This is a genomic window from Pseudomonas sp. RIT-PI-r (genome assembly GCF_001297015.1).
GTDB lineage: Bacteria > Pseudomonadota > Gammaproteobacteria > Pseudomonadales > Pseudomonadaceae > Aquipseudomonas.
The window spans coordinates 86,137-106,622 of record NZ_LIGE01000025.1; the positions used below are offsets into that span (position 1 = coordinate 86,137).

The 20,486-nt window shown below is 60.6% G+C and carries 13 protein-coding genes, 1 tRNA gene and 1 pseudogene; 11 read left to right on the top strand and 4 right to left on the bottom strand.

The window, feature by feature from the left end:
• Positions 1 to 91 precede the first annotated feature (91 nt).
• The 4 genes and pseudogenes from AK821_RS12400 to AK821_RS12415 all read left to right on the top strand — a co-directional run bounded on the left by AK821_RS12400 (position 92) and on the right by AK821_RS12415 (position 6,596).
• Positions 92 to 1,742, top strand: a pseudogene (locus AK821_RS12400) (VRR-NUC domain-containing protein).
• Positions 1,739 to 4,057 carry an ATP-dependent DNA helicase gene (locus tag AK821_RS12405; RefSeq protein WP_064389906.1) on the top strand — a complete coding sequence of 773 codons (2,319 nt, stop codon included), beginning with the start codon at positions 1,739 to 1,741 and terminating at the stop codon, positions 4,055 to 4,057. The pseudogene AK821_RS12400 and the gene AK821_RS12405 overlap by 4 nt, the downstream one beginning before the upstream one ends.
• 5 nt (positions 4,058 to 4,062) lie before the next feature.
• Positions 4,063 to 5,982, top strand: a complete 1,920-nt coding sequence (locus AK821_RS12410) for a hybrid sensor histidine kinase/response regulator (protein ID WP_064390701.1) — start codon at positions 4,063 to 4,065, stop codon at positions 5,980 to 5,982.
• A 77-nt stretch (positions 5,983 to 6,059) separates the two neighbouring features.
• A complete protein-coding gene (locus AK821_RS12415) occupies positions 6,060 to 6,596 on the top strand; it encodes a hypothetical protein (RefSeq protein ID WP_016983364.1) in 537 nt (178 codons plus the stop codon).
• A 288-nt stretch (positions 6,597 to 6,884) separates the two neighbouring features.
• On the opposite strand, the gene AK821_RS12420 is transcribed toward AK821_RS12415, so the two are convergent.
• The 4 genes from AK821_RS12420 to AK821_RS12435 all read right to left on the bottom strand — a co-directional run bounded on the left by AK821_RS12420 (position 6,885) and on the right by AK821_RS12435 (position 11,093).
• Positions 6,885 to 7,181: a hypothetical protein gene (locus AK821_RS12420; RefSeq protein WP_064389907.1), complete on the bottom strand. Its 297-nt coding sequence runs from the start codon at positions 7,179 to 7,181 to the stop codon at positions 6,885 to 6,887.
• Positions 7,182 to 7,368: 187 nt separating this feature from the next.
• The gene (locus tag AK821_RS12425; RefSeq protein WP_064389908.1) at positions 7,369 to 8,712 is read right to left on the bottom strand and encodes a cation:proton antiporter; all 1,344 of its coding nucleotides are present in this window, start codon (positions 8,710 to 8,712) and stop codon (positions 7,369 to 7,371) included.
• A 160-nt stretch (positions 8,713 to 8,872) separates the two neighbouring features.
• On the bottom strand, positions 8,873 to 9,730 hold the full coding sequence (locus AK821_RS12430) for a glucose 1-dehydrogenase (protein ID WP_064389909.1): 858 nt from the start codon (positions 9,728 to 9,730) through the stop codon (positions 8,873 to 8,875).
• Positions 9,731 to 9,938: 208 nt separating this feature from the next.
• On the bottom strand, positions 9,939 to 11,093 hold the full coding sequence (locus AK821_RS12435) for a MalY/PatB family protein (RefSeq protein WP_064389910.1): 1,155 nt from the start codon (positions 11,091 to 11,093) through the stop codon (positions 9,939 to 9,941).
• Between the two features lie 323 nt (positions 11,094 to 11,416).
• On the opposite strand from AK821_RS12435, the gene fdnG reads away from it, so the two are divergent.
• The 7 genes from fdnG to AK821_RS12475 all read left to right on the top strand — a co-directional run bounded on the left by fdnG (position 11,417) and on the right by AK821_RS12475 (position 20,477).
• A complete protein-coding gene (fdnG, locus tag AK821_RS12445; RefSeq protein WP_152974159.1) occupies positions 11,417 to 14,482 on the top strand; it encodes a formate dehydrogenase-N subunit alpha in 3,066 nt (1,021 codons plus the stop codon).
• Positions 14,483 to 15,418 carry a formate dehydrogenase subunit beta gene (gene fdxH, locus AK821_RS12450; RefSeq protein WP_064389913.1) on the top strand — a complete coding sequence of 312 codons (936 nt, stop codon included), beginning with the start codon at positions 14,483 to 14,485 and terminating at the stop codon, positions 15,416 to 15,418.
• Positions 15,415 to 16,080 carry a formate dehydrogenase subunit gamma gene (locus AK821_RS12455; protein ID WP_064389914.1) on the top strand — a complete coding sequence of 222 codons (666 nt, stop codon included), beginning with the start codon at positions 15,415 to 15,417 and terminating at the stop codon, positions 16,078 to 16,080. The genes fdxH and AK821_RS12455 overlap by 4 nt, the downstream gene beginning before the upstream one ends.
• Positions 16,081 to 16,083: 3 nt before the next feature.
• Positions 16,084 to 17,010 carry a formate dehydrogenase accessory protein FdhE gene (gene fdhE, locus AK821_RS12460; RefSeq protein ID WP_064389915.1) on the top strand — a complete coding sequence of 309 codons (927 nt, stop codon included), beginning with the start codon at positions 16,084 to 16,086 and terminating at the stop codon, positions 17,008 to 17,010.
• A gap of 48 nt (positions 17,011 to 17,058) precedes the next feature.
• Positions 17,059 to 18,462: an L-seryl-tRNA(Sec) selenium transferase gene (selA, locus tag AK821_RS12465; RefSeq protein WP_161806655.1), complete on the top strand. Its 1,404-nt coding sequence runs from the start codon at positions 17,059 to 17,061 to the stop codon at positions 18,460 to 18,462.
• Positions 18,459 to 20,375, top strand: coding sequence for a selenocysteine-specific translation elongation factor (gene selB / locus AK821_RS12470; protein WP_064389917.1), 1,917 nt, complete (start codon positions 18,459 to 18,461; stop codon positions 20,373 to 20,375). The genes selA and selB overlap by 4 nt, the downstream gene beginning before the upstream one ends.
• A 6-nt stretch (positions 20,376 to 20,381) precedes the next feature.
• Positions 20,382 to 20,477: transfer RNA gene (locus AK821_RS12475), tRNA-Sec, on the top strand.
• The last annotated feature ends 9 nt before the right edge of the window (positions 20,478 to 20,486 follow it).

Here is a 20,486-nt window from a genome sequence, read left to right on the forward strand (position 1 = left end):
TGCCATTGATCCTTTTCCATTTGCACCGGGCAGGGCAGAGCTGGTATCTGTACGCATAACCAGTACTCGTTCGCCATGGCCCTGAATTCCCGTGACTGCCAATCCCCTCGACGACCCGTTCTATTACCTCAACAACTTCCGGCAAGTGCTTGATTGGCTTGAGCTGCGCTATGCCGACGTGATGAGCGAAACCGAGCACGGCTTCATCCGCGATTTCAAGGCATTGCCCAAGGCCTCGCAGGGCCTGCTGGTGCGCATGGTGATGCGCAAGGGCGTGCACTTTCGTGTCGGTAAACTCAATTACCCTGAAATCGGTGACATCGCGCACGCCGCGCAACCGCTGCTGAATCATGGCTGGCTCGACGAATTCGCAGCGCTGACGATGGCCGAACTGTTCGATGTGCTGCTCAAGGCCGAGGTTCTCCAGGCATTTGGCGCGTTCATCGAGCAACCCAAGGGGCGCAAGGACGATTGGCTGCCGTTGCTCACCGAACAGTTCGCCGATGCCCGTAGCCTGCGCGATTGGGCGCCGTTACTGGCAGAGCGCCTGTTCAGCCTGACCATCATGGACCTGTGCGATCGCCTGCGTCTGATGTTCTTTGGCAATCTTTATCAGGACTGGTCGGAATTCGTCCTCGCTGATCTGGGGATCTTTACCTACGAAAAAGTCGAATTCTGCGCTGATTCGCGCGGCCTGCGCAGCCGCCAGGATGTCGACGCCTGCCTGTTCCTGCATAACTGCCAGTTGCGCTTCGAGGCCGGTGAACCGCTGCAAGCCATTGTCGAGCAAGTCGGCGCCTTGCACTTCGACAACCCCTGGTTGCAACGTCGACGAGGCAAGGTGTTGTTCCAGATCGGCCAGTATTGCGAGCGCATCAGCGAGTTTGCGCTGGCCTTGAGCATCTACCGCGACTGCGCCTATCCCGGCGCGCGATTGCGCATGATCCGCGTGCTGGAACGCTGCGGCGAATACGCCCTTGGCCTGGAACTCGGCACGCTGGCGGAACAGACGCCGCAAAGCGCTGCCGAACAGCAAGGCCTGCAGCGAATAATGCCGCGATTGCGGCGCAAACTCGGCGGGCCGCCACTCAAGCGTACAGCGGCGAAACCGGTCGAACGCCTCGATTTGCAGTTGCTGCGCAGCGATCCTGGGTTGTCGGTGGAGTTTTACGTGCAGGCGCACCTGCATGATGACGACGGCCCGGTGCACTACGTGGAAAACAGCCTGATCAACTCGTTGTTCGGTTTGTTGTGCTGGCCGGCGATCTTCGCGCCGTTGCCCGGTGCATTCTTTCACCTTCCAGCGCGGGCCGGTCGATCTGCTCAATGAAGACTTCCAGCCGCGCCGCGCCGAGCTGTTCCAGGCCTGTCTCGACGAGCTCGACGATGGTCGCTACGCCTCGACCATTCGCCAGCGATTCGTCGCCAAATGGGGTATTCAGTCGCCGTTCGTGTTTTGGGGCGCACTCAATGAGCAGCTGCTCGAACAGGCGTTGGCCTGCCTGCCGGCTGAACACCTCAAGCACTGGTTCAATCGGCTGTTGCTCGACATCAAGGCCAACCGCGCCGGCATGCCCGATCTGATCCAGTTCTGGCCGCAACACAAAACCTACCGGATGATTGAAGTCAAAGGCCCCGGTGACCGCTTGCAGGACAACCAATTGCGCTGGCTGGAGTTCTGCCACGAACACCAGATGCCGGTGGCCGTGTGCTACGTGCAATGGGCGGAGCAGAGCGCTTGAGCTACAGCATTGCGGTGCGGGCGCTGTGTGAGTTCACCGCCAAGACCGGCGACCTCGACCTGCGTTTCACCCCGTCGCCGACGGCACTCGAAGGCATTGCCGGCCACCGTACCGTGGCCTCGCGGCGCAACGAGAAATACCAAAGCGAAGTGGCCCTGGAAGGCGAGTTTCGCCAGTTGAAGGTCAAGGGCAGGGCGGACGGCTACGATCCGGGGCAAAACTGCCTGGAAGAAGTCAAAACCTACCGGGGCGACCTGAGCAAACAACCGGCCAATCACCGCCGGTTGCACTGGGCGCAAGCGAAAATCTACGGCTGGCTGATGTGCCGCAAACTCGATCTGCAGCGGATCAATCTGGCGCTGGTGTATTTCGACATCGTCAGCGAAAAGGAAACCTGTCTGGTCGAGGCATTCAGCGCTGAGGCCCTGCAAGTGTTTTTCGAGCAACAGTGTGGCGTGTTCCTGCTCTGGGCCGAACAGGAAATGGCCCATCGCGAGGTGCGCAACCTGGCGGCGCAGCAACTGAGCTTTCCTCACGCCGAGTTTCGTTCGGGGCAGCGGCATCTGGCTGAATCGGTGTTCAAGGCGATCAGCACCGGGCGCTGCCTGATGGCCCAGGCACCGACCGGCATCGGCAAAACCCTTGGCACGTTGTTTCCGATGCTCAAGGCGCTGGCGCCGCAGCAACTGGACAAAGTGTTCTTCCTGACCGCCAAGACGCCGGGACGCAAACTGGCGCTCGATGCCAGCCAGGTGCTGTTCGAACAGTCGCCGAACCTGCCCTTGCGGGTTCTGGAAATGGTCGCTCGGGACAAGGCCTGCGAACACCCGGACAAAGCTTGCCATGGCGAATCCTGCCCGTTGGCACAAGGTTTCTACGATCGCTTGCCGGCCGCGCGTGAGGCCGCCAGCCGCATCAGTCTGCTCGATCAGCCCGCCATGCGCGCCGTTGCCGCGCAGCATGCGGTGTGCCCGTATTACTTGAGCCAGGAAATGGCCCGCTGGGCTGACGTGGTGGTCGCCGACTACAACTATTACTTCGATTTCAGTGCACTCCTGTTCGGTCTGGCCCAGCTCAATCAGTGGAAAGTCGCCGTGCTGGCCGATGAGGCGCACAACCTCGTTGAGCGCGGACGTCAGATGTACAGCGCCAGTCTCGATCAGTTCGTCCTTGGCGCCGTGCGTAAAACCGCCCCTGAACCGCTAAAAAAATCCCTGCAACGGCTCAACCGTGAATGGAACACGCTGCATGCTCCGCAACTGGCCGCGTATCAGGCCTACGACAAGGCGCCGGAAAAACTGCTGCAAGCGATCTCCCTGTGTTGCGCGGCCATCGGCGATTACCAGAATGACCATCCACAGGGACTCGACAGCGCATTGCAAAGCTTCTATTTCGAGCTGCTGCAGTTTGCCCGGGTCGCGGAGTTGTTCGATGAGCATTACCTGTTCGATATCAGCAAGCGCGACCTCGAGCGCAAGCGCCCGTTGTCGCAACTGTGCCTGCGCAACGTGGTCCCCGCGGCGTTTATTGGCCCGCGTCTGAAAGCGGCGCGCAGCAGCGTACTGTTTTCCGCCACGCTGAGCCCGCGCAACTATTACGCCGATTTGCTTGGCACACCGGACGATACGGTGTGGGTCGACGTCGAATCGCCGTTCAGCCCGGCGCAGTTGCAGGTGCAGGTGGTCAGCCGGATTTCAACGCGCTTCAATCACCGCCAGGCGTCGCTGGAGCCGATTGTCGAGCTGATCGCCAGGCAGTTCGGCGAGCGTCCGGGCAATTACCTGGCGTTTTTCAGCAGCTTCGACTATCTGCAGCAGGTCGCAACGTTACTGGCCGAGCGGCATCCGCACATCACGGTGTGGCAGCAGTCGCGCGGCATGCTCGAAGGGCAGCGGCAGGCGTTTCTCGACCAGTTCACCGTGCGAAGTCAGGGCGTAGGTTTTGCCGTATTGGGCGGGGCATTCGGCGAAGGTATCGATTTGCCTGGCGCACGCCTGATCGGCGCGTTCATCGCCACGCTCGGTCTGGCGCAACTCAATCCGGTCAATGAACAGTTGAAACGCCGCATGGCGGCAATCTTCGGCGCCGGGTATGACTACACCTACCTGTATCCCGGAGTGCAGAAAGTGGTGCAGGCCGCCGGCCGGGTGATCCGCACACGCGAAGATCGTGGTGTGCTCATGTTGATTGACGACCGCTTTGCCGAGCCGCGGATCCAGCAGTTGCTGCCGCGCTGGTGGTCAATCAAAAACGAGGCGGACGCTTTTCAATTCGCCGGATTAACGCATACTCCAGCACATAACTGTGTGCGGTGAATGTGATGATTGAAAAGAACAAGACCGCGGCGATCGAGGAGATGCGTTTCAGGCTGTTGATCGATGCGGTCGTCGACTATGCGATCTACATGATCGACCCGGATGGCATCATCACCAGCTGGAACTCGGGCGCCAAACGCTTCAAGGGTTACGAAGAGGCGGAAATCCTCGGCGAGCATTTTTCGCGCTTCTATACTGCCGATGATCGCGCTGCCGGTCTGCCGCGACGTGCGCTCGATACCGCGATCCGCGAGGGGCGTTTCGAGGGCGAAGGCTGGCGGGTGCGCAAGGACGGCACCAACTTCTGGTCGCACGTGGTGATCGACCCGATCATTGATCCCGACGGCAAGTTGCTCGGTTTCGCCAAGATCACCCGCGATCTCACCGATCGCAAGATGGCCGAAGAAACCCTCAAGCAAAGCGAACAGCAGTTCCGCCTGCTGGTGCAGGGTGTCACCGACTATGCCATCTACATGCTCAGCCCCGAGGGCCGGGTCAGCAACTGGAACCAGGGCGCCCAGCGCATCAAGGGTTATCTGCCGGAAGAAATCATCGGTCAGCACTTCTCGATTTTCTATACCCCCGAAGACCGCGAACTCGGCGAGCCGCAGCGGGCGCTGGAAATAGCCACTCGTGAAGGCCGCTTTGAGAACAAGAGCTGGCGCATGCGCAAGGACGGCACGCGGTTTCTCGCCCATGTGGTGGTCGATGCGATTCGCGGCGATACCGGCACTTTGCTCGGGTTTGCCAAGATCACCCGCGACATCACCGAAGCGCATCAGGCCCAGCAGGCGCTCGAGAAAACCCGCGAAGCCCTGTTTCAGGCGCAGAAGATGCAGGCCATCGGTCAGCTCAGCGGCGGCATCGCCCATGACTTCAATAATCTGCTGACAGTGATTCTCGGCAATCTGGAAATCGTGCAAAAGCGCATCGGTGACGACGCGAAAATCAGCCGTTTGCTGGAAAATGCCACCCAAGGCGCATTACGTGGCGTGTCGCTGACCCAGCGCATGCTGGCTTTTGCCCGCCGTCAGGAGCTCAAGACCGAGTCCGTCGACATCCCCCAATTGGTGCAAGGCATTACCGGACTGTTGCGCAGTTCCCTGGGGCCGGGCATCCGCGTCGATGCGCGGTTTCCCGAGGATCTGCAACCGGTGCTGGCGGACAGCAATCAACTGGAACTGGCCTTGCTCAATCTGGCGACCAACGCCCGTGACGCCATGCCCGACGGCGGCACGGTGATCATCAGCGCTGAAGCACAAGTGGTGCTCGAACTCGGTCATGCGGATCTGCCGGCCGGGCGTTATGTCTGTCTCAGTCTGATCGACAGCGGGGAGGGCATGGATGCGCAGACGCTGGCCTCGGCCAGAGACCCGTTTTTCACCACAAAAGGCTTGGGCAAAGGCACAGGGCTGGGGCTGTCGATGGTGCACGGGTATATGGAACAACTCGGTGGCCGCTTCGTCCTCAAAAGTGCAAAAGCCCAGGGCACCACGGCTGAACTGTGGATTCCGGTGGCTGACGAGGGTGTCTCCAGCAAGCCGCTGTATCCGCCGGCAGAGCCGATCACGGTGCCCAGGCTCAGCGTGTTGGTGGTGGATGACGATTCGCTGGTGTTGACCAGCACCAGCCTGCTGCTCGAAGACCTGGGGCATCGAGTGATCAGCGCCACGTCGGGTTCGCAGGCACTGACGCTGTTCGATCAGGGTGAGGTCATCGACCTGTTGATCACCGACATGGCCATGCCCCATATGAGCGGTGCGCAACTGGCCCACGCGGTGCGGGTGCTCAAACCGGATCTGCCGATCATTCTTGCCACCGGCTACGCCGAGCGCCTGGAGGGTTTTGCCGCGCAACTGCCGCGGTTGCCCAAGCCGTTCACGCAGATGAATCTGGTGGCGATCATTGCGCAATCGATGAAGTGAGGCGCCGGTCAATCCGGCTGAACTTGCGCGCAAACGGGGACTTCTAAACGTTTTCCCAACCCCGGAGCGTGCATCTTTTGTCTCGCATACTGACTGAGCCCACCGCTGAAGAAACCCTGACCGAACATGACGCCAAGATGTTCGGCTCACCCAAGGAACGGCTGGATTTCTATCGGCGGGAGATCCAGTACGAAACCAGCATTCTTGCCAACCGCACCGATGCCTATCTGGCGGCGCAGTCGTTCCTGGTGATCGCCTTCGCCTCCTGCATGGCCAACCTCAATCCGGAGTGGGGCAAGTTGTTCACGCTGGTGGTGCCACCGTTTCTGGCGCTGCTCGGGCTGCTCAGTTCCTTGAACGCCTGGCCGGGGATTCGCGCAGCGTACGACATCATCGATCACTGGCATTTCAAGCAGAGCCACTTGCTCCACAGCGAGCCGCTGATGGGCCTGGCGTATGACGAATCGCCGTTGTTCAGCGAGATGGAATCGAGCCACAAGGGTTATCGCAAGTCGCTGCTGTTCTCGGTGCGCACGCCTTGGATCTTTGCGACGTTCTGGGTGTTGCTGGGGAGTTATGCGGTGTTTATTCAGGTGACCAATCCTGGAGGGTGATGGGCAGGTATAGAAAAGCCCGGCTTATGTGGCCGGGCTTTTTCATTCGCTTGGATTTTGTGTTGCCATTCAGATCGATCCCCCTCACCCCAGCCCTCTCCCCCAAGGGGGCGAGGGGGAAGGGAGCAGATCTTCGCTGCAGTCAAAATCTGCGTTCGACTCGGTATCTCAGTGTCGTGGTCAAAATCTGCGTTCAACGCGGTATCTCAAGTCGGCGTATTTCAACCATTCACCCCGGTCAGTTCCTTCTCCCTCAGGGAGAGGGCTAGGGTGAGGGGCTTTTCCGCTTCACTCCACGGTCTCAAGCTCTCGACGCAACGCCACCGAGTTCTGCGAAGACATCGGGATTGGCGGGAAATCTTCATTCAAGACGCACAAATGATCGATGGCATCTTCAAACATCGAATCGGCTTTCTTGCGCAGCGCGCGGTAGCGCTCGAACTGTTCGATGTCCAGATCCTTGACGTCAAGCAGCGCATTGGCCGCTCGGTTGAGCGTGTGGGCGTTATCGAACAATTGACGATTGCGTTCCAGAGCCAGTGCTCTGCAAGCCTTGATTTGTGCAGGAGTCGAGCATTCTTTCATGTTCGTGACCTTATTCTTCAAGGATTCCGTTTCATAGGCGTATCGCCGCAGGGGAACCGAACCTGCCGGGCCCCGCCGGACACATCTGGCGGGGGGTTATGCTTGTGACTGTCGGCGATTAAGCAAGGATCCATTTTTTTACAGAAAAAAATTCGATTAATCCGTCGATAAAATCCGCGATTAAAAATCACGTTTTTTGTTTCTTGCGCTGTTCATAGCGAGCGAGGATCGGTTGGGTGCTGATCCCGTGAAGCAGGATGCTCAGCGCGACCACCGACAAGGTCAGGTCGGTGCATTGCGTGGCCACCGTGTCGGTCAGCCCGTGATTCAAGGCATAAAACAGATAAAACAGGCTGCCGATCCCGCGAATGCCAAACCAGCCGATCAACAGCCGTTGCCGTCCCTCCAGCAGCGCGCCCCATGGCATCAGCGCGACGCAGGCCGGGCGGATCAGGCAGAACAACACACCGCCCACCAGCAACGCCCGCCAATCCCAATGCGCCACCAGCACGACGCCGAGCAAGGTCACCAGAAACACTTCCATGGCGCGCTCGACCAGACTGCCAAATGACAACATGTCACCCATCATGATCCCCGCGGCAACCTGGCTGCTTTCCAGCCGTTCGGTGTCGCCATGCACCGCGTGTTGCGGTTCGACGTTCTGATGGCCTACCACCGGTTGCACCAGATGCTCGGCAGGCGGCTGGCCGGCGCCGGTGGATTGCACTTCCACCTGACGCAAACCCAGCCCGGCGGCGAACACCGACAGGAAGCCATAACCGCCAATCGCCTCGGCAACCACATAGGCCAGGGCAATCAACGACAACGCCAGATAATCATTGGGGCTGAGGGTGCTGTCGTCATTGCGGATTCGTAGCGAAAGCGTCACGCGCCCGATACCTCGGCCCATCCAGTAACCGGTGAGTAACCCGGCCGGCACCGCCCACAACACACTGCGCAAGACCCAGCCCTGCCATTCGCTGGCGCTGCCATCACCGTGCAGCAACAACAGGCCGAGAATCACGAAGGGGAAGGCGATGCCGTCATTCAATCCTGCTTCGCCCGAGAGCCCGAAACGCACGCTGTCGACATCCCGCGCATCGTTGACCTGGACAAGTGCCGCCAGTACCGGGTCGGTCGGTGCCAGAATCGCGCCGATCAACAGTGCCGGCCCCCACGGCAAGCGCAAGCCAAAATGCAGCAGCAGACAAACACCGATGATGGTCAGCAACATGACTGGCCCGGCCAGGCCAAAAGCAATCCGCCAACGCTTGTCGCGCAAAGGCAAACGTAACTTCAAACCGCAGACAAACAGGGAAAACAGCACCGCGACTTCCGTCAGGTGCTCCATCCACAGCGAAGCGTTTTCCAACGACAGTTTCAGCAGATCGAGGCCACTGGGGCCGATGCCGATCCCCAGCAACAGACACACTGCCGAAGTCGTCACCGGCATCCAGCGCAGATACGAAGAAGTCAGTGCCAACGTCAGCAGCACGGCACCGAGTACGGCAACCCACACAGTAAAACTCATGATTTGCCGCCTTCAGTGATTAATGACGGCCGCCTGCAGAGACCCTTTCGCTCCTGACGCCGCCCCTGTAGGCGTTGCCGCAAGCTGCGATCTTTTGATCTTGTTTTAAAAATCAGAATCAACAGACCGCCGCCTGCGCAAACCCCCGCAGTGCATTTACTCAAAGCATCGGCTTGCCACCGGTCACGCCATAGCGCTGGCCGGTGATGTAACTCGCTTCGTCCGAGGCCAGCAGCACGTAGATCGGCGCGACTTCCACGGGTTGACCGGGGCGGCCGAGCGGGGTGTTGCCACCAAAGTTCTGTACTTCTTCATCGGGCATGGTCGAGACGATCAGCGGCGTCCAGATCGGCCCCGGCGCCACGCAATTCACGCGAATTTCCTTCGGACCGAGCATCTGTGCCAGACCACCAGTGAAATTGGCAATCGCGCCTTTGGTGGTGGCATAGGCAAGCAGGGTAGGTTTGGGCAAATCGGAGTTGATCGAACTGGTGTTGATGATCGACGCCCCGGCACGCATGTGTTTGATCGCTGCCTGACACAGCCGGAAGATCGCGGTGATGTTGACGTCGAAGGTCATCACCCATTCTTCGTCGGGGATTTCTTCGAAGGTTTCGTGGGTCATCTGAAACGCGGCGTTATTGACCAGCACGTCGATGCGGCCGAAGCGTTCGACGGTTTTGTCGACCAAGGCCTGACACTGGGCCTTTTGCGCAATATCGCCCGGCAGCAGCAGGCATTGACGCCCGGCCTGTTCGACCCAGCGCGCGGTTTCCTTGGCGTCTTCGTGTTCGTTCAAATAGGCGACCGCCACGTCGGCGCCTTCACGGGCGAAAGCAATGGCCACGGCGCGGCCGATGCCGCTGTCGGCGCCGGTGATCAGGGCGATCTTGCCGGCCAGTCGCCCGGAACCGACATAGCTTTGCTCGCCGCAATCGGGATAGGGTTCCATTTTGCGTTGCGAACCGGGAACGGTCTGGGCCTGTGCGGGGAAGGGTGGTTTTGGATAGTCGGTCATCGCGGGTCTCCGAGGTCTCAGGGCTGGTATGGGCGGTTGACCCGGTGTGTTTGCCGTGAGTTCGATCGGATTTACGCCGGTCTTCAGACTCGATACAGAACCTGTGGGAGCTGGCTTGCCAGCGATAGCAATGTGTCAGTCGACATTAATGTTGAATGTCAGACCGCTATCGCTGGCAAGCCAGCTCCCACAGGGTTTGGTGGTGGTTTCAGGTGTTGCGTTGTGTCAGGGCGCGCTCCATGCGGGCGATGCCTTCTTCGAGCAACGAGCGTGGGCAGCCGAAGTTCAGGCGCACGAACTGCTGGTGTTGATCGCCGAAGTCCAGACCGGCGCTGAGGCCAACCTTGCCCTGCTCAAGGAAGAACTGCTGCGGATCGGCCAGATCCAGCGCCGAGCAATCCAGCCACGCCAGATACGTGCCCTGTGGCACATTGATGGTCACGCCCGGCAAGCGGCTGCGCACCGCTTCCACCAGCCAGTCGCGGTTGGCCTGCAGATAGGTTTTCAACTCGGCCAGCCACGGCGCGCCTTCGCTATAAGCCACGCGGGTGGCTTCCATGCCCAGCGGGTTGACGCTGTCGACCATGCCGCAGCGGGCGTGGTTGACGCGCTCACGCAAGGCCGCATCTTGAATGATCATGAACGAGGTCTTCAGGCCGGCGATGTTGTAGGCCTTGCTCGCCGACATCAGAGTGATCGTGCGCTTGGCAATCTCCGGGCTCAACGAGGCGGTCGGAATGTGCACGCGACCGTCGAAGCACAGTTCGGCGTGGATTTCGTCGGAGATGATCCAGGCGTCCTGCGCCGCACAGATATACGCCACCGCTTGCAACTCTTCACGGCCAAACACTTTGCCCAGCGGATTGTGCGGGTTGCTCAGCAACAGCGCGCCGCCACCGTTCAGCGATTCACGCAGCACGTCCAGCGGCGTCAGGTAAGTGCCGTCAGCTTGCGCGAGGAACTCCAGCTCAACCTTGTTCAAACCCCAGTGGCCCGGCGCGTGGCGCAGTGGCGGGTAGTTCGGCACTTGCACCACGACATTCTGCTGCGGCTGTACCAGCGCTTTCAGAGCCATGTTGAAACCGGACTCGACGCCCGGCAGGAAGATCAGCTCTTGCGGTTTTACCTTCCAGGCGAACTTGGCCCAGAGGTCAGCGACGATGGCTTCACGCAGGTTGTCCTGCGCCACGCTGTAGCCCACCAGCGGATGCAGCAGGCGCTGTTGCAAAGCCTCGATGATGACCGGCGGCGCGGCGAAATCCATATCAGCGACCCACATCGGCAAGACGTCGGCCGAATAGCGGCTCCACTTGGTGCTGCCAGTGTTGTGGCGGTCGAATAGCTGATCAAAATCGAAAGTCATGCGCGGTCTCGTGAAGGCGGGATTGGTCCTGCGGGCATGATAAGCCCATGGCCGTGCAGGAGCACACAAAACCTGTGGGAGCGAGCCTGCTCGCGAAAGCGGTCTGTCAGTCAATATTTGTCTCAACTGACAGGGCCTCTTCGCGAGCAGGCTCGCTCCCACAGGTTTTCCAGTGCATGACCGATTGTCGCCGACGGTCGGTTTTCACACAGATCGTGTGGTCATTGTCTACAGTGAAAAGGTCGGCACGCGTTTGCCGCAACCGTGATTGTCCAGATAAAACCCGGCACCAGTACCGGGTTCCACCTGATCAGGAGTGCACGATGGATCTCAGCCGTCGTCAGTTCTTCAAGGTCGCCGGTATCGGCCTTGCAGGCTCGAGCCTGGGCGCGTTGGGCATGGCCCCGACGCCAGCCTTCGCCGAGCAGGTGCGCCACTTCAAGCTTGCCCACACCCATGAAACCCGCAACACCTGCCCGTATTGCTCGGTCGGCTGCGGGTTGATCATGTACAGCCAGGGCGATACTGCGAAGAACGTCGCGCAAAGCATCATTCACATCGAGGGCGACGCCGACCACCCGGTCAACCGCGGCACCCTCTGCCCGAAAGGCGCAGGCCTGCTCGACTTCATTCACAGCCCCGGCCGTTTGCTCTACCCGCAAACGCGCAAGCCGGGCAGCAGTGAATGGACGCGGATCAGTTGGGACGAAGCGCTCGATCGCATCGCCGACCTGATGAAAACCGACCGCGACGCCAACTTCATCGAGAAAAATGCCAACGGGCAGACGGTGAATCGCTGGCTGAGCACCGGGTTCCTCGCCGCGTCGGCAGCGTCCAACGAAGCCGGTTACATCACCCAGAAGGTGATTCGCAGTCTCGGCATGCTGGGGTTCGATAACCAGGCGCGTGTCTGACACGGCCCGACGGTGGCAAGTCTTGCCCCGACGTACGGCCGTGGAGCCATGACCAATACCTGGACCGATATCGCCAACGCGAATCTGATCCTGGTGATGGGTGGCAACGCCGCAGAAGCGCATCCGTGCGGCTTCAAATGGGTGACCGAGGCCAAGGCGCACAACGCTGCGCGGCTGATCGTCGTCGATCCGCGTTTTACCCGGACCGCTTCGGTGGCCGACTACTACGCGCCGATCCGCACCGGCACCGACATCGCCTTCATGGGCGGCCTGATCAATTACCTGCTGACCGAGGACAAGATCCAGCACGAGTACGTGCGCAATTACACCGATATGTCGTTCATCGTCAGAGCAGGCTACGGCTTCGAAGACGGCATTTTCAGTGGCTACGACGCAGAGAAACGCAGCTATACCGACAAGTCCGGCTGGGGTTACGAGATGGGCGACGACGGCTTTGTCAAAGTCGACCCGACGCTGCAAGACCCGCGCTGCGTCTATCAATTGATGAAGCAGCATTACAGCCGCTACAACATCGACCTCGCCAGCCAGATCTGTGGCATGCCGGTCGATGCCATGCAGAAAATCTGGGAAGAAATCGCCACTTGTTCGATTCCGGGCAAGACCATGACGATTCTCTACGCCCTCGGCTGGACCCAGCACTCGATCGGCGCGCAGATCATCCGCAGCGCGGCGATGGTGCAACTGTTGCTGGGCAACGTCGGCATGCCCGGCGGCGGGGTCAACGCCTTGCGCGGTCACTCCAATATTCAGGGGCTGACCGACCTAGGCTTGCTCTCCAACGCACTGCCGGGCTATCTGACCTTGGGTCAGGACAGCGAGCAGGACTACAACGCCTTCATCCACAAACGTACGCAAGTGCCGCTGCGTCCGGGACAACTGTCGTACTGGCAGAACTACAGCAAATTCCACGTCAGCCTGATGAAGTCGTGGTACGGCGCTAACGCCACGGTCGAGAACAATTGGTGCTACGACCATTTGCCGAAACTCGACATCCCCAACTACGACGTCCTGAAGATGTTCGACCTGATGAGCCAGGGCAAGGTCAACGGCTACTTCTGCCAAGGCTTCAACCCGATCGCTGCGCTGCCGGACAAAAACCGCGTAATGGGCGCACTGGCCAAGCTGAAATGGCTGGTGGTCATGGACCCGCTGGCCACCGAAACCTCGGAGTTCTGGCACAACGTCGGCCCGTACAACGATGTGAAAACCGACGAAATCCAGACCGAAGTCATTCGCCTGCCGACCACTTGTTTTGCCGAAGAGGACGGCTCACTGGTCAACAGCAGCCGCTGGCTGCAATGGCACTGGAAAGGCGCCGACGGTCCGGGCGAAGCGCAGACCGACATCCGCATCATGAGTGAATTGTTCCTGCGCCTGCGCAAGCGTTATCAGGCCGAGGGCGGCAAATTCCCCGATCCGCTGCTGAAACTGACGTGGCCGTACAAGATCGCCGACGAACCTTCGCCGGAGGAGCTGGCCAAGGAAATCAATGGCAGCGCCGTGGCTGATTTCACCGATGCCACCGGTGTCGCGGTGAAGGCCGGCTCGCAACTGGCCGGGTTCGGCTTGCTCAAGGATGACGGCAGCACCGCGTCCGGCTGCTGGATCTTCGCCGGCAGTTGGACCGAGGCCGGCAACCAGATGGCGCGGCGTGACAACAGCGATCCGTTCGGCATGCACCAGCACTTGGGCTGGGCGTGGGCCTGGCCGGCCAATCGGCGGATTCTCTATAACCGCGCTTCGGCGGACGTGTCCGGCAAACCTTGGGACCCGAAAAAACGCCTGGTGTGGTGGAACGGCAAGGCCTGGACCGGCACCGACGTACCGGACTACAAAGCCGACGTGCCGCCGGAAGCCGGGATGAACCCGTTCATCATGAACCCCGAAGGCGTGGCGCGGTTCTTCGCCGTCGACAAGATGAATGAAGGGCCATTCCCCGAGCACTACGAGCCGTTCGAAACACCGATCGGCATCAACCCGCTGCACCCGCAAAACAAGAAAGCCACCAGCAACCCGGCGGCGCGGATCTTCGATTCGGTCTGGGAAACCCTCGGCGAGGCCAAGGACTTCCCGTACGCCGGCACCAGTTACCGGCTCACCGAGCATTTCCACTTCTGGAGCAAGCATTGCAAGTTGAACGCAATTGCCCAACCCGAGCAGTTCGTCGAAATCGGCGAAGTGCTGGCGAAAGAGAAGGGCATTGCTGCCGGAGATCGGGTGCGCGTCAGTTGCAAGCGCGGGTTTATCGAGGCGGTGGCGGTGGTGACAAAAAGGATCCGGCCGCTGCAGGTCAACGGCCAGGTCGTGCATCAGATCGGTATCCCGCTGCACTGGGGTTTTACCGGACTGACGCGTCACGGTTACCTGACCAACACCCTGGTGCCGTTCCTCGGCGATGGCAATACACAGACCCCGGAATCCAAGTCATTCCTGGTCAACGTGGAGAAACTGTAAATGGCCAGCCAAGACATCATTGCCCGCTCGGCCACCACCACGGTGCCGCCATCGGTGAGGAATCAGGAAGCGGTGGCCAAGCTGATCGACACCACCAAATGCATCGGTTGCAAGGCCTGCCAGGTTGCCTGCTCGGAATGGAACGAGTTGCGCGACGAGGTCGGCCACAACCACGGCACCTATGACAATCCGCAAGACCTCAGCGCGGAAACCTGGACGTTGATGCGCTTCACCGAGCACGAAACCGACGCCGGCAACCTCGAGTGGCTGATCCGCAAGGACGGCTGCATGCACTGCGCCGAGCCCGGTTGTCTGGCGGCGTGCCCGAGCCCCGGCGCGATCATCAAACACGCCAACGGCATCGTCGATTTCGATCAGGATCACTGCATCGGTTGTGGATATTGCATCACCGGTTGCCCGTTCAACATTCCGCGCATTTCGCAGAAAGATCACAAGGCCTACAAATGCACCTTGTGTTCGGATCGCGTGGCTGTGGGGCTTGAGCCGGCCTGCGTGAAAACCTGCCCGACCGGTGCAATCGTCTTCGGCACCAAGGAAGACATGAAGGAACACGCCGCCGAACGCATCGTCGACCTGAAAAGCCGTGGCTTCGAAAACGCCGGTCTGTATGACCCCGCAGGTGTTGGCGGCACGCACGTGATGTACGTGTTGCACCACGCTGACACGCCGACCATTTACGCCAATCTGCCGCAGGATCCGGCGATCAGTCCGTTGGTGGGGTTGTGGAAAGGCATCAGCAAACCTCTGGGCCTGTTGGCCATGGGCGCGGCGGTGTTGGCCGGGTTCTTCCATTACGTGCGCATCGGCCCGAACCGGGTCGAAGAAGATGAGCATCCAACGCCAGCCGACACCTCGGTGCACGTCGTTGATCCGGCGGTACACACCTTCGATCCACGCGGGGAGGACCGGCCATGAGCAACAAGACGATCCTGCGTTATACCGCCAACCAGCGTACCAATCACTGGCTGGTGGCGATCCTGTTTTTCATGGCCGGGTTGTCCGGGCTGGCGTTGTTTCATCCGTCGCTGTTCTGGCTGAGCAACCTGTTTGGCGGCGGGCCGTGGACGCGGATTCTGCATCCGTACATGGGAATAGCGATGTTCGTGTTTTTCCTCGGTCTGGTGCTGAGTTTCTGGCGCGCCAACTTCTTCATCAGCAACGACGGTAAATGGCTGCGGCGCATTGATCGGGTGCTGGTCAACGACGAAGAAAGCGTGCCGCCCGTGGGCAAATACAACGCCGGGCAAAAGCTGTTGTTCTGGACTTTACTGCTGTGCATGCTCGGTTTGTTGTTCACCGGGCTGGTGATCTGGCGCGCCTGGTTCAGTGCGTATTTCGGCATCACCGTGATTCGCTGGGCGATGCTCCTGCATGCGCTGGCCGGGTTCATTCTGGTGCTGAGCATCATCATTCACATCTACGCGGGGCTGTGGATCAAGGGTTCGGTGGATGCGATGCTGCATGGCTGGGTCAGCCGCGCCTGGGCGAAGAAACACCATGAACTCTGGTATCGCGAGATCACCCGCGATGAACGCCATCCGGACGTGCCGGAGCGACCGATCACCAAAAAGGGCTGACTTTTGCCAACCATTCTGGAACCCGGGGAAATCGAAGCGGCGGCGAGTTCGCCGCCGTTTCTGCATCTGCCGCCGCTTAACCTGTTTACCTTGCGCGCGCAACGGCTGGAGCAACTGGCCGAGGGGCATGCGCTGGCCGAGTATCTGCGCTTGATCGCCGGATTGTGCCGGGTGCAGCAGCAGGTGTTCGATGATCCACCGCTGGTGGCGCCGTTCGATCAGCAACGGATCGAAGCGTGTCAGCAGCATGGTTTGCCGCCGTTCGCGGCGGATACGTTGGTGCGCGAAGAGGGCTGGCAAGCTTATCTCGGCGCTGTTCTGCAGCGTTACCCGCCTTTGGGTCAACCCGCTGTCGTTGCAGCGGTGGACACGCTGCGCGCCGCCAGTTCCGGCCAGTTACGCGCATGGGCGGTGGCGTTGGTCAGCGGTCAATATTCGATGGTGCCGGCGCAACTGGTGCCGTTTCTCGGCGCGGCATTGCAAACGGCGTGGAGCCATTGGCTGCTCAGTGCGCCGGATCTGAAACTCAGACCCGGCGACAGCCTCAGCCAATGCCCGGCCTGCGGTTCACCGGCGATGGCCGGGGTGATCCGCCATCGCGGCAAGCACAACGGTTTGCGTTATCTGGTGTGTTCGCTGTGTGCTTGCGAATGGCATGTGGTGCGGGTCAAGTGTGTGTATTGCGAGTCGAGCAAAGGTCTGGATTATCTGAGTGTCGAGGACGATCGTCACGCGGCGAATCAGGCGCCGTTGCGCGCGGAGGTTTGTCCCGGCTGCAACAGTTATCTGAAACTGGTGTATCTGGAAAACGATGCCGACGCCGAGGCATTGTCAGCGGATCTGAGCAGTTTGCTGCTCGATATGCGTTTGGCTCAGGATGGTTTTCAGCGGCTGGCACCGAATCTGTTGCTGGCTCCGGGAGACGAATGACCGGCAGCGTCTACACTCTTGGGCGATAGCGGTTGTCTCCAGGAGTGACTGATGTCCCTGCGGTTACCTTCCATTGATGGTCTGTTGCGTCATCCGGCGTGTGCGCCTTTGCTCGAACGTCACGGGCGTGAGTCGCTGCTGGCGAGTTTGCGGTGGTTGCTCGATGAATTGCGGCCCGGCGTGGTGAACGGGCACTTGTCTGCGATAGAAATCAGTCCCGAAGTGTTGGCCGGGCGCGTCGGCGAACGCTTGGCACAGCAACAACGCAGCAACGTTCGGCGGGTGTTCAATCTCACCGGCACCGTGCTGCACACCAATCTCGGCCGCGCTTTGTTGCCCGATGAAGCCATCGACGCCGTGCAAATGGCCGCGCGTTATCCGCTTAACCTGGAATTCGATCTGGCCAGCGGCAAACGCGGTGATCGCGACGATCTGATCGAAGGCCTGATCCGCGAACTGACCGGCGCCGAAGCCGTTACCGTGGTCAACAACAATGCCGCCGCCGTGCTGCTGACGCTCAACAGTCTGGGCGCGCGCAAGGAAGGCATCATTTCCCGGGGCGAACTCATCGAGATCGGCGGCGCCTTCCGCATCCCCGACATCATGGCCCGCGCTGGCGTGCGTCTGCATGAAGTCGGCACCACCAATCGCACCCACGCCCGCGACTATGAAGCGGCGATCAACCCGCGCAGCGGTTTGATCATGCGTGTGCATGCGAGCAACTACAGCATCGAAGGCTTCACCGCCCGCGTACCGACTGCGGAACTGGCCGAGTTGGCCCATCGACATGGTTTGCCGTTGCTGGAGGATCTGGGCAGCGGCAGTCTGCTCGACCTGACTCGTTGGGGCTTGCCGGCAGAACCGACGGTGCGTCAGGCGCTGTTCGATGGCGCGGACATCGTCACCTTCAGCGGCGACAAATTGCTCGGTGGCCCGCAGGCCGGGTTGATCGTCGGACGCAAAGAGCTGATCGCGAAGATCAAGAAAAATCCACTGAAACGTGCACTGCGCGTGGACAAACTGACCTTGGCGGCGCTGGAAGCGGTGCTCGGTTTGTATCGTGACCCGGATCGTCTCGCTGAGCGCTTGCCGAGTTTGCGCCTGCTGACGCGCCCGCAAGCTGACATCTTCGCGCAGGCCTCACGCTTGCAACCAGCGCTGGCTGACGTGCTAGGGGAAACCTGGACGGTCAGCGCCGTGCACGCCTTGGGCATGATCGGCAGCGGCAGCCAACCGGTGGCGCGACTGCCGAGTGCGGCGTTGTGCTGTCGCCCGCAAGTGTCAAAGCGACTGCGCGGGCGTTGTCTGTTGAATCTCGAAGCGGCGTTGCGCGGGTTGCCGATCCCTGTGCTCGGTCGTATTGACGACGACGCGCTGTGGCTCGATTTGCGCCAACTCGATGATGAGCCGGCGTGGCTCGCGCAATTGCCGCACCTGCAGGTCGCCCCGTGATCATCGGCACGGCGGGGCACATCGACCATGGCAAGACGTCGCTGCTGCAAGCCCTGACCGGGCAAACCGGCGACCGTCGCCCGCAGGAACGCGAGCGCGGGATGACCATCGACCTCGGTTATCTTTATGCCGAACTTGAGCCGGGCGCCGGACTGAGCGGATTTATCGATGTGCCGGGCCACGAGAAATTCACTCACAACATGCTTGCCGGAGCGCAAGGCATCGATCTGGTGTTGCTGGTAGTCGCAGCGGATGACGGCGTGATGCCGCAGACGCGGGAGCATCTGGCGATTGTCGAATTGCTTGGCATTCCGCGCGCCGTGGTGGCGATCACCAAGTGCGACCGCGCCGAAGCGGGCAGGGTGGAAGAGGTGCAGCGACAAGTGCTCGACCTGCTCGCCCCGGGGCCGTTTGCCGAGGCGCCGATCCTGACCGTGTCGAGTCTGAGCGGGCAGGGCATTGATGGGTTACGCGAGGTGCTGCTGCAGACGCAACGTGAAGTGCTGGAACGCAACCGCGACGGCGGTTTTCGTTTGGCGATTGATCGGGCCTTCAGCGTTTCCGGCGCGGGCATTGTGGTCACCGGAACGGCGTTGTCCGGGGTGGTTTCTGTTGGCGACAAACTCACCCTCGGGCCTTCCGGAAAGTCGGTCCGGGTTCGCGGCTTGCACGCGCAAAATCAGCCCACGGAACAGGCCTTCGCTGGACAACGAGTGGCGTTGAATATCAGCGGTGAACGCCTTGAACTGGCGCAGATTCATCGTGGCCAGTGGTTGCTGGCGGAATGGCTAAATGCACCGACCCAGCGCGTCGACATTGAATTCCGACTGTTGCCCGGCGAACGCACCTTCGAACACTTTCACCCGGTGCATGTGCACCTTGGCACACAGGATGTGATTGCCCGCGTCGCGTTGCTCGAAGGCCCACGATTGAGCGCCGGTGAACGCATGTTCGCGCAATTGCTGATCAACGCGCCGGTGCACGCGGTGAAGGGCGATCGCCTGATCCTGCGAGACTCCAGCGCCCAACGTACTCTCGGCGGCGGGCGCGTACTCGATCCCTTCGCCCCGGCGCGCCAACGCCGCAGCCCCGAGCGTCTGGCGCAACTGCATGCGTTACTGAGCAGCGACAGCCTCGAGCAAGCCTTGCCCGTGCTGTTAAATCACAGCGCCGGCGGCCTCGACCCGCTGCGGCTGGAACGCCAATTCAATCGCCCGCGCTCGAGCTGGTCACTGCCGGAAAACGTAAGGTTGATCGAAAGCCGACAGGGCCCGGTGCTGTTCAACCTGCAGCGCTGGGGCCAGCTGAAATTCAACTTGCTGGAGCAACTGGCGAAGTTTCATGAACTGGAGCCCGACCAGATGGGCCCGGATCGTGATCGACTGCGGCGCTTCAGCGCACTGGCGCTGGAGCGGTCGACATTTGCCAGTCTGCTCGATGAACTACGCGAAGCGGGTGTGATCACCAGCACTGGCCCGTGGCTGCATCTGCCCGATCATCAGGTGCGCCTGAATACCGAAGACGAAAGCCTGTGGCTACAGATGCAGCCGTTGTTTGAAAACGCAGGATTCGATCCGCCGTGGGTACGCGATGTGGCGAAAATGCTCGGTCAGGACGATGCCGTGGTGCGCCTGCTGTTGCGCAAATTGGCGCGGCTGGGATTGATGCACCAGGTTGTGCGCGACCTGTTTGTCAGCGACACGGTGTTGCGGCAGATGGCCGCCGTCTTGTTGAAACTGACCAAGGAAAATCCGTCGATCCAGGTGACAACCTTCCGCGATGCGCTAGGCTTGGGACGCAAACGCTGTATTCAGTACCTCGAATACTTCGACCGCCTCGGTCTGACCCGACGCCTCGGCGAATCCCGCCAGATCCGCCCCGACAACGCGCTGGCTAACGCCTGCGCACACTGAGTTCAAGGAAGGCAATCGCGCCCGGTGGCGCGGCCGGGCTTCAAACCCGGTTGGGGACGGCATCCGTTCCCGGGCAGGTTCGACTCCGGCTGCCTTCCGCCAATAATTCCG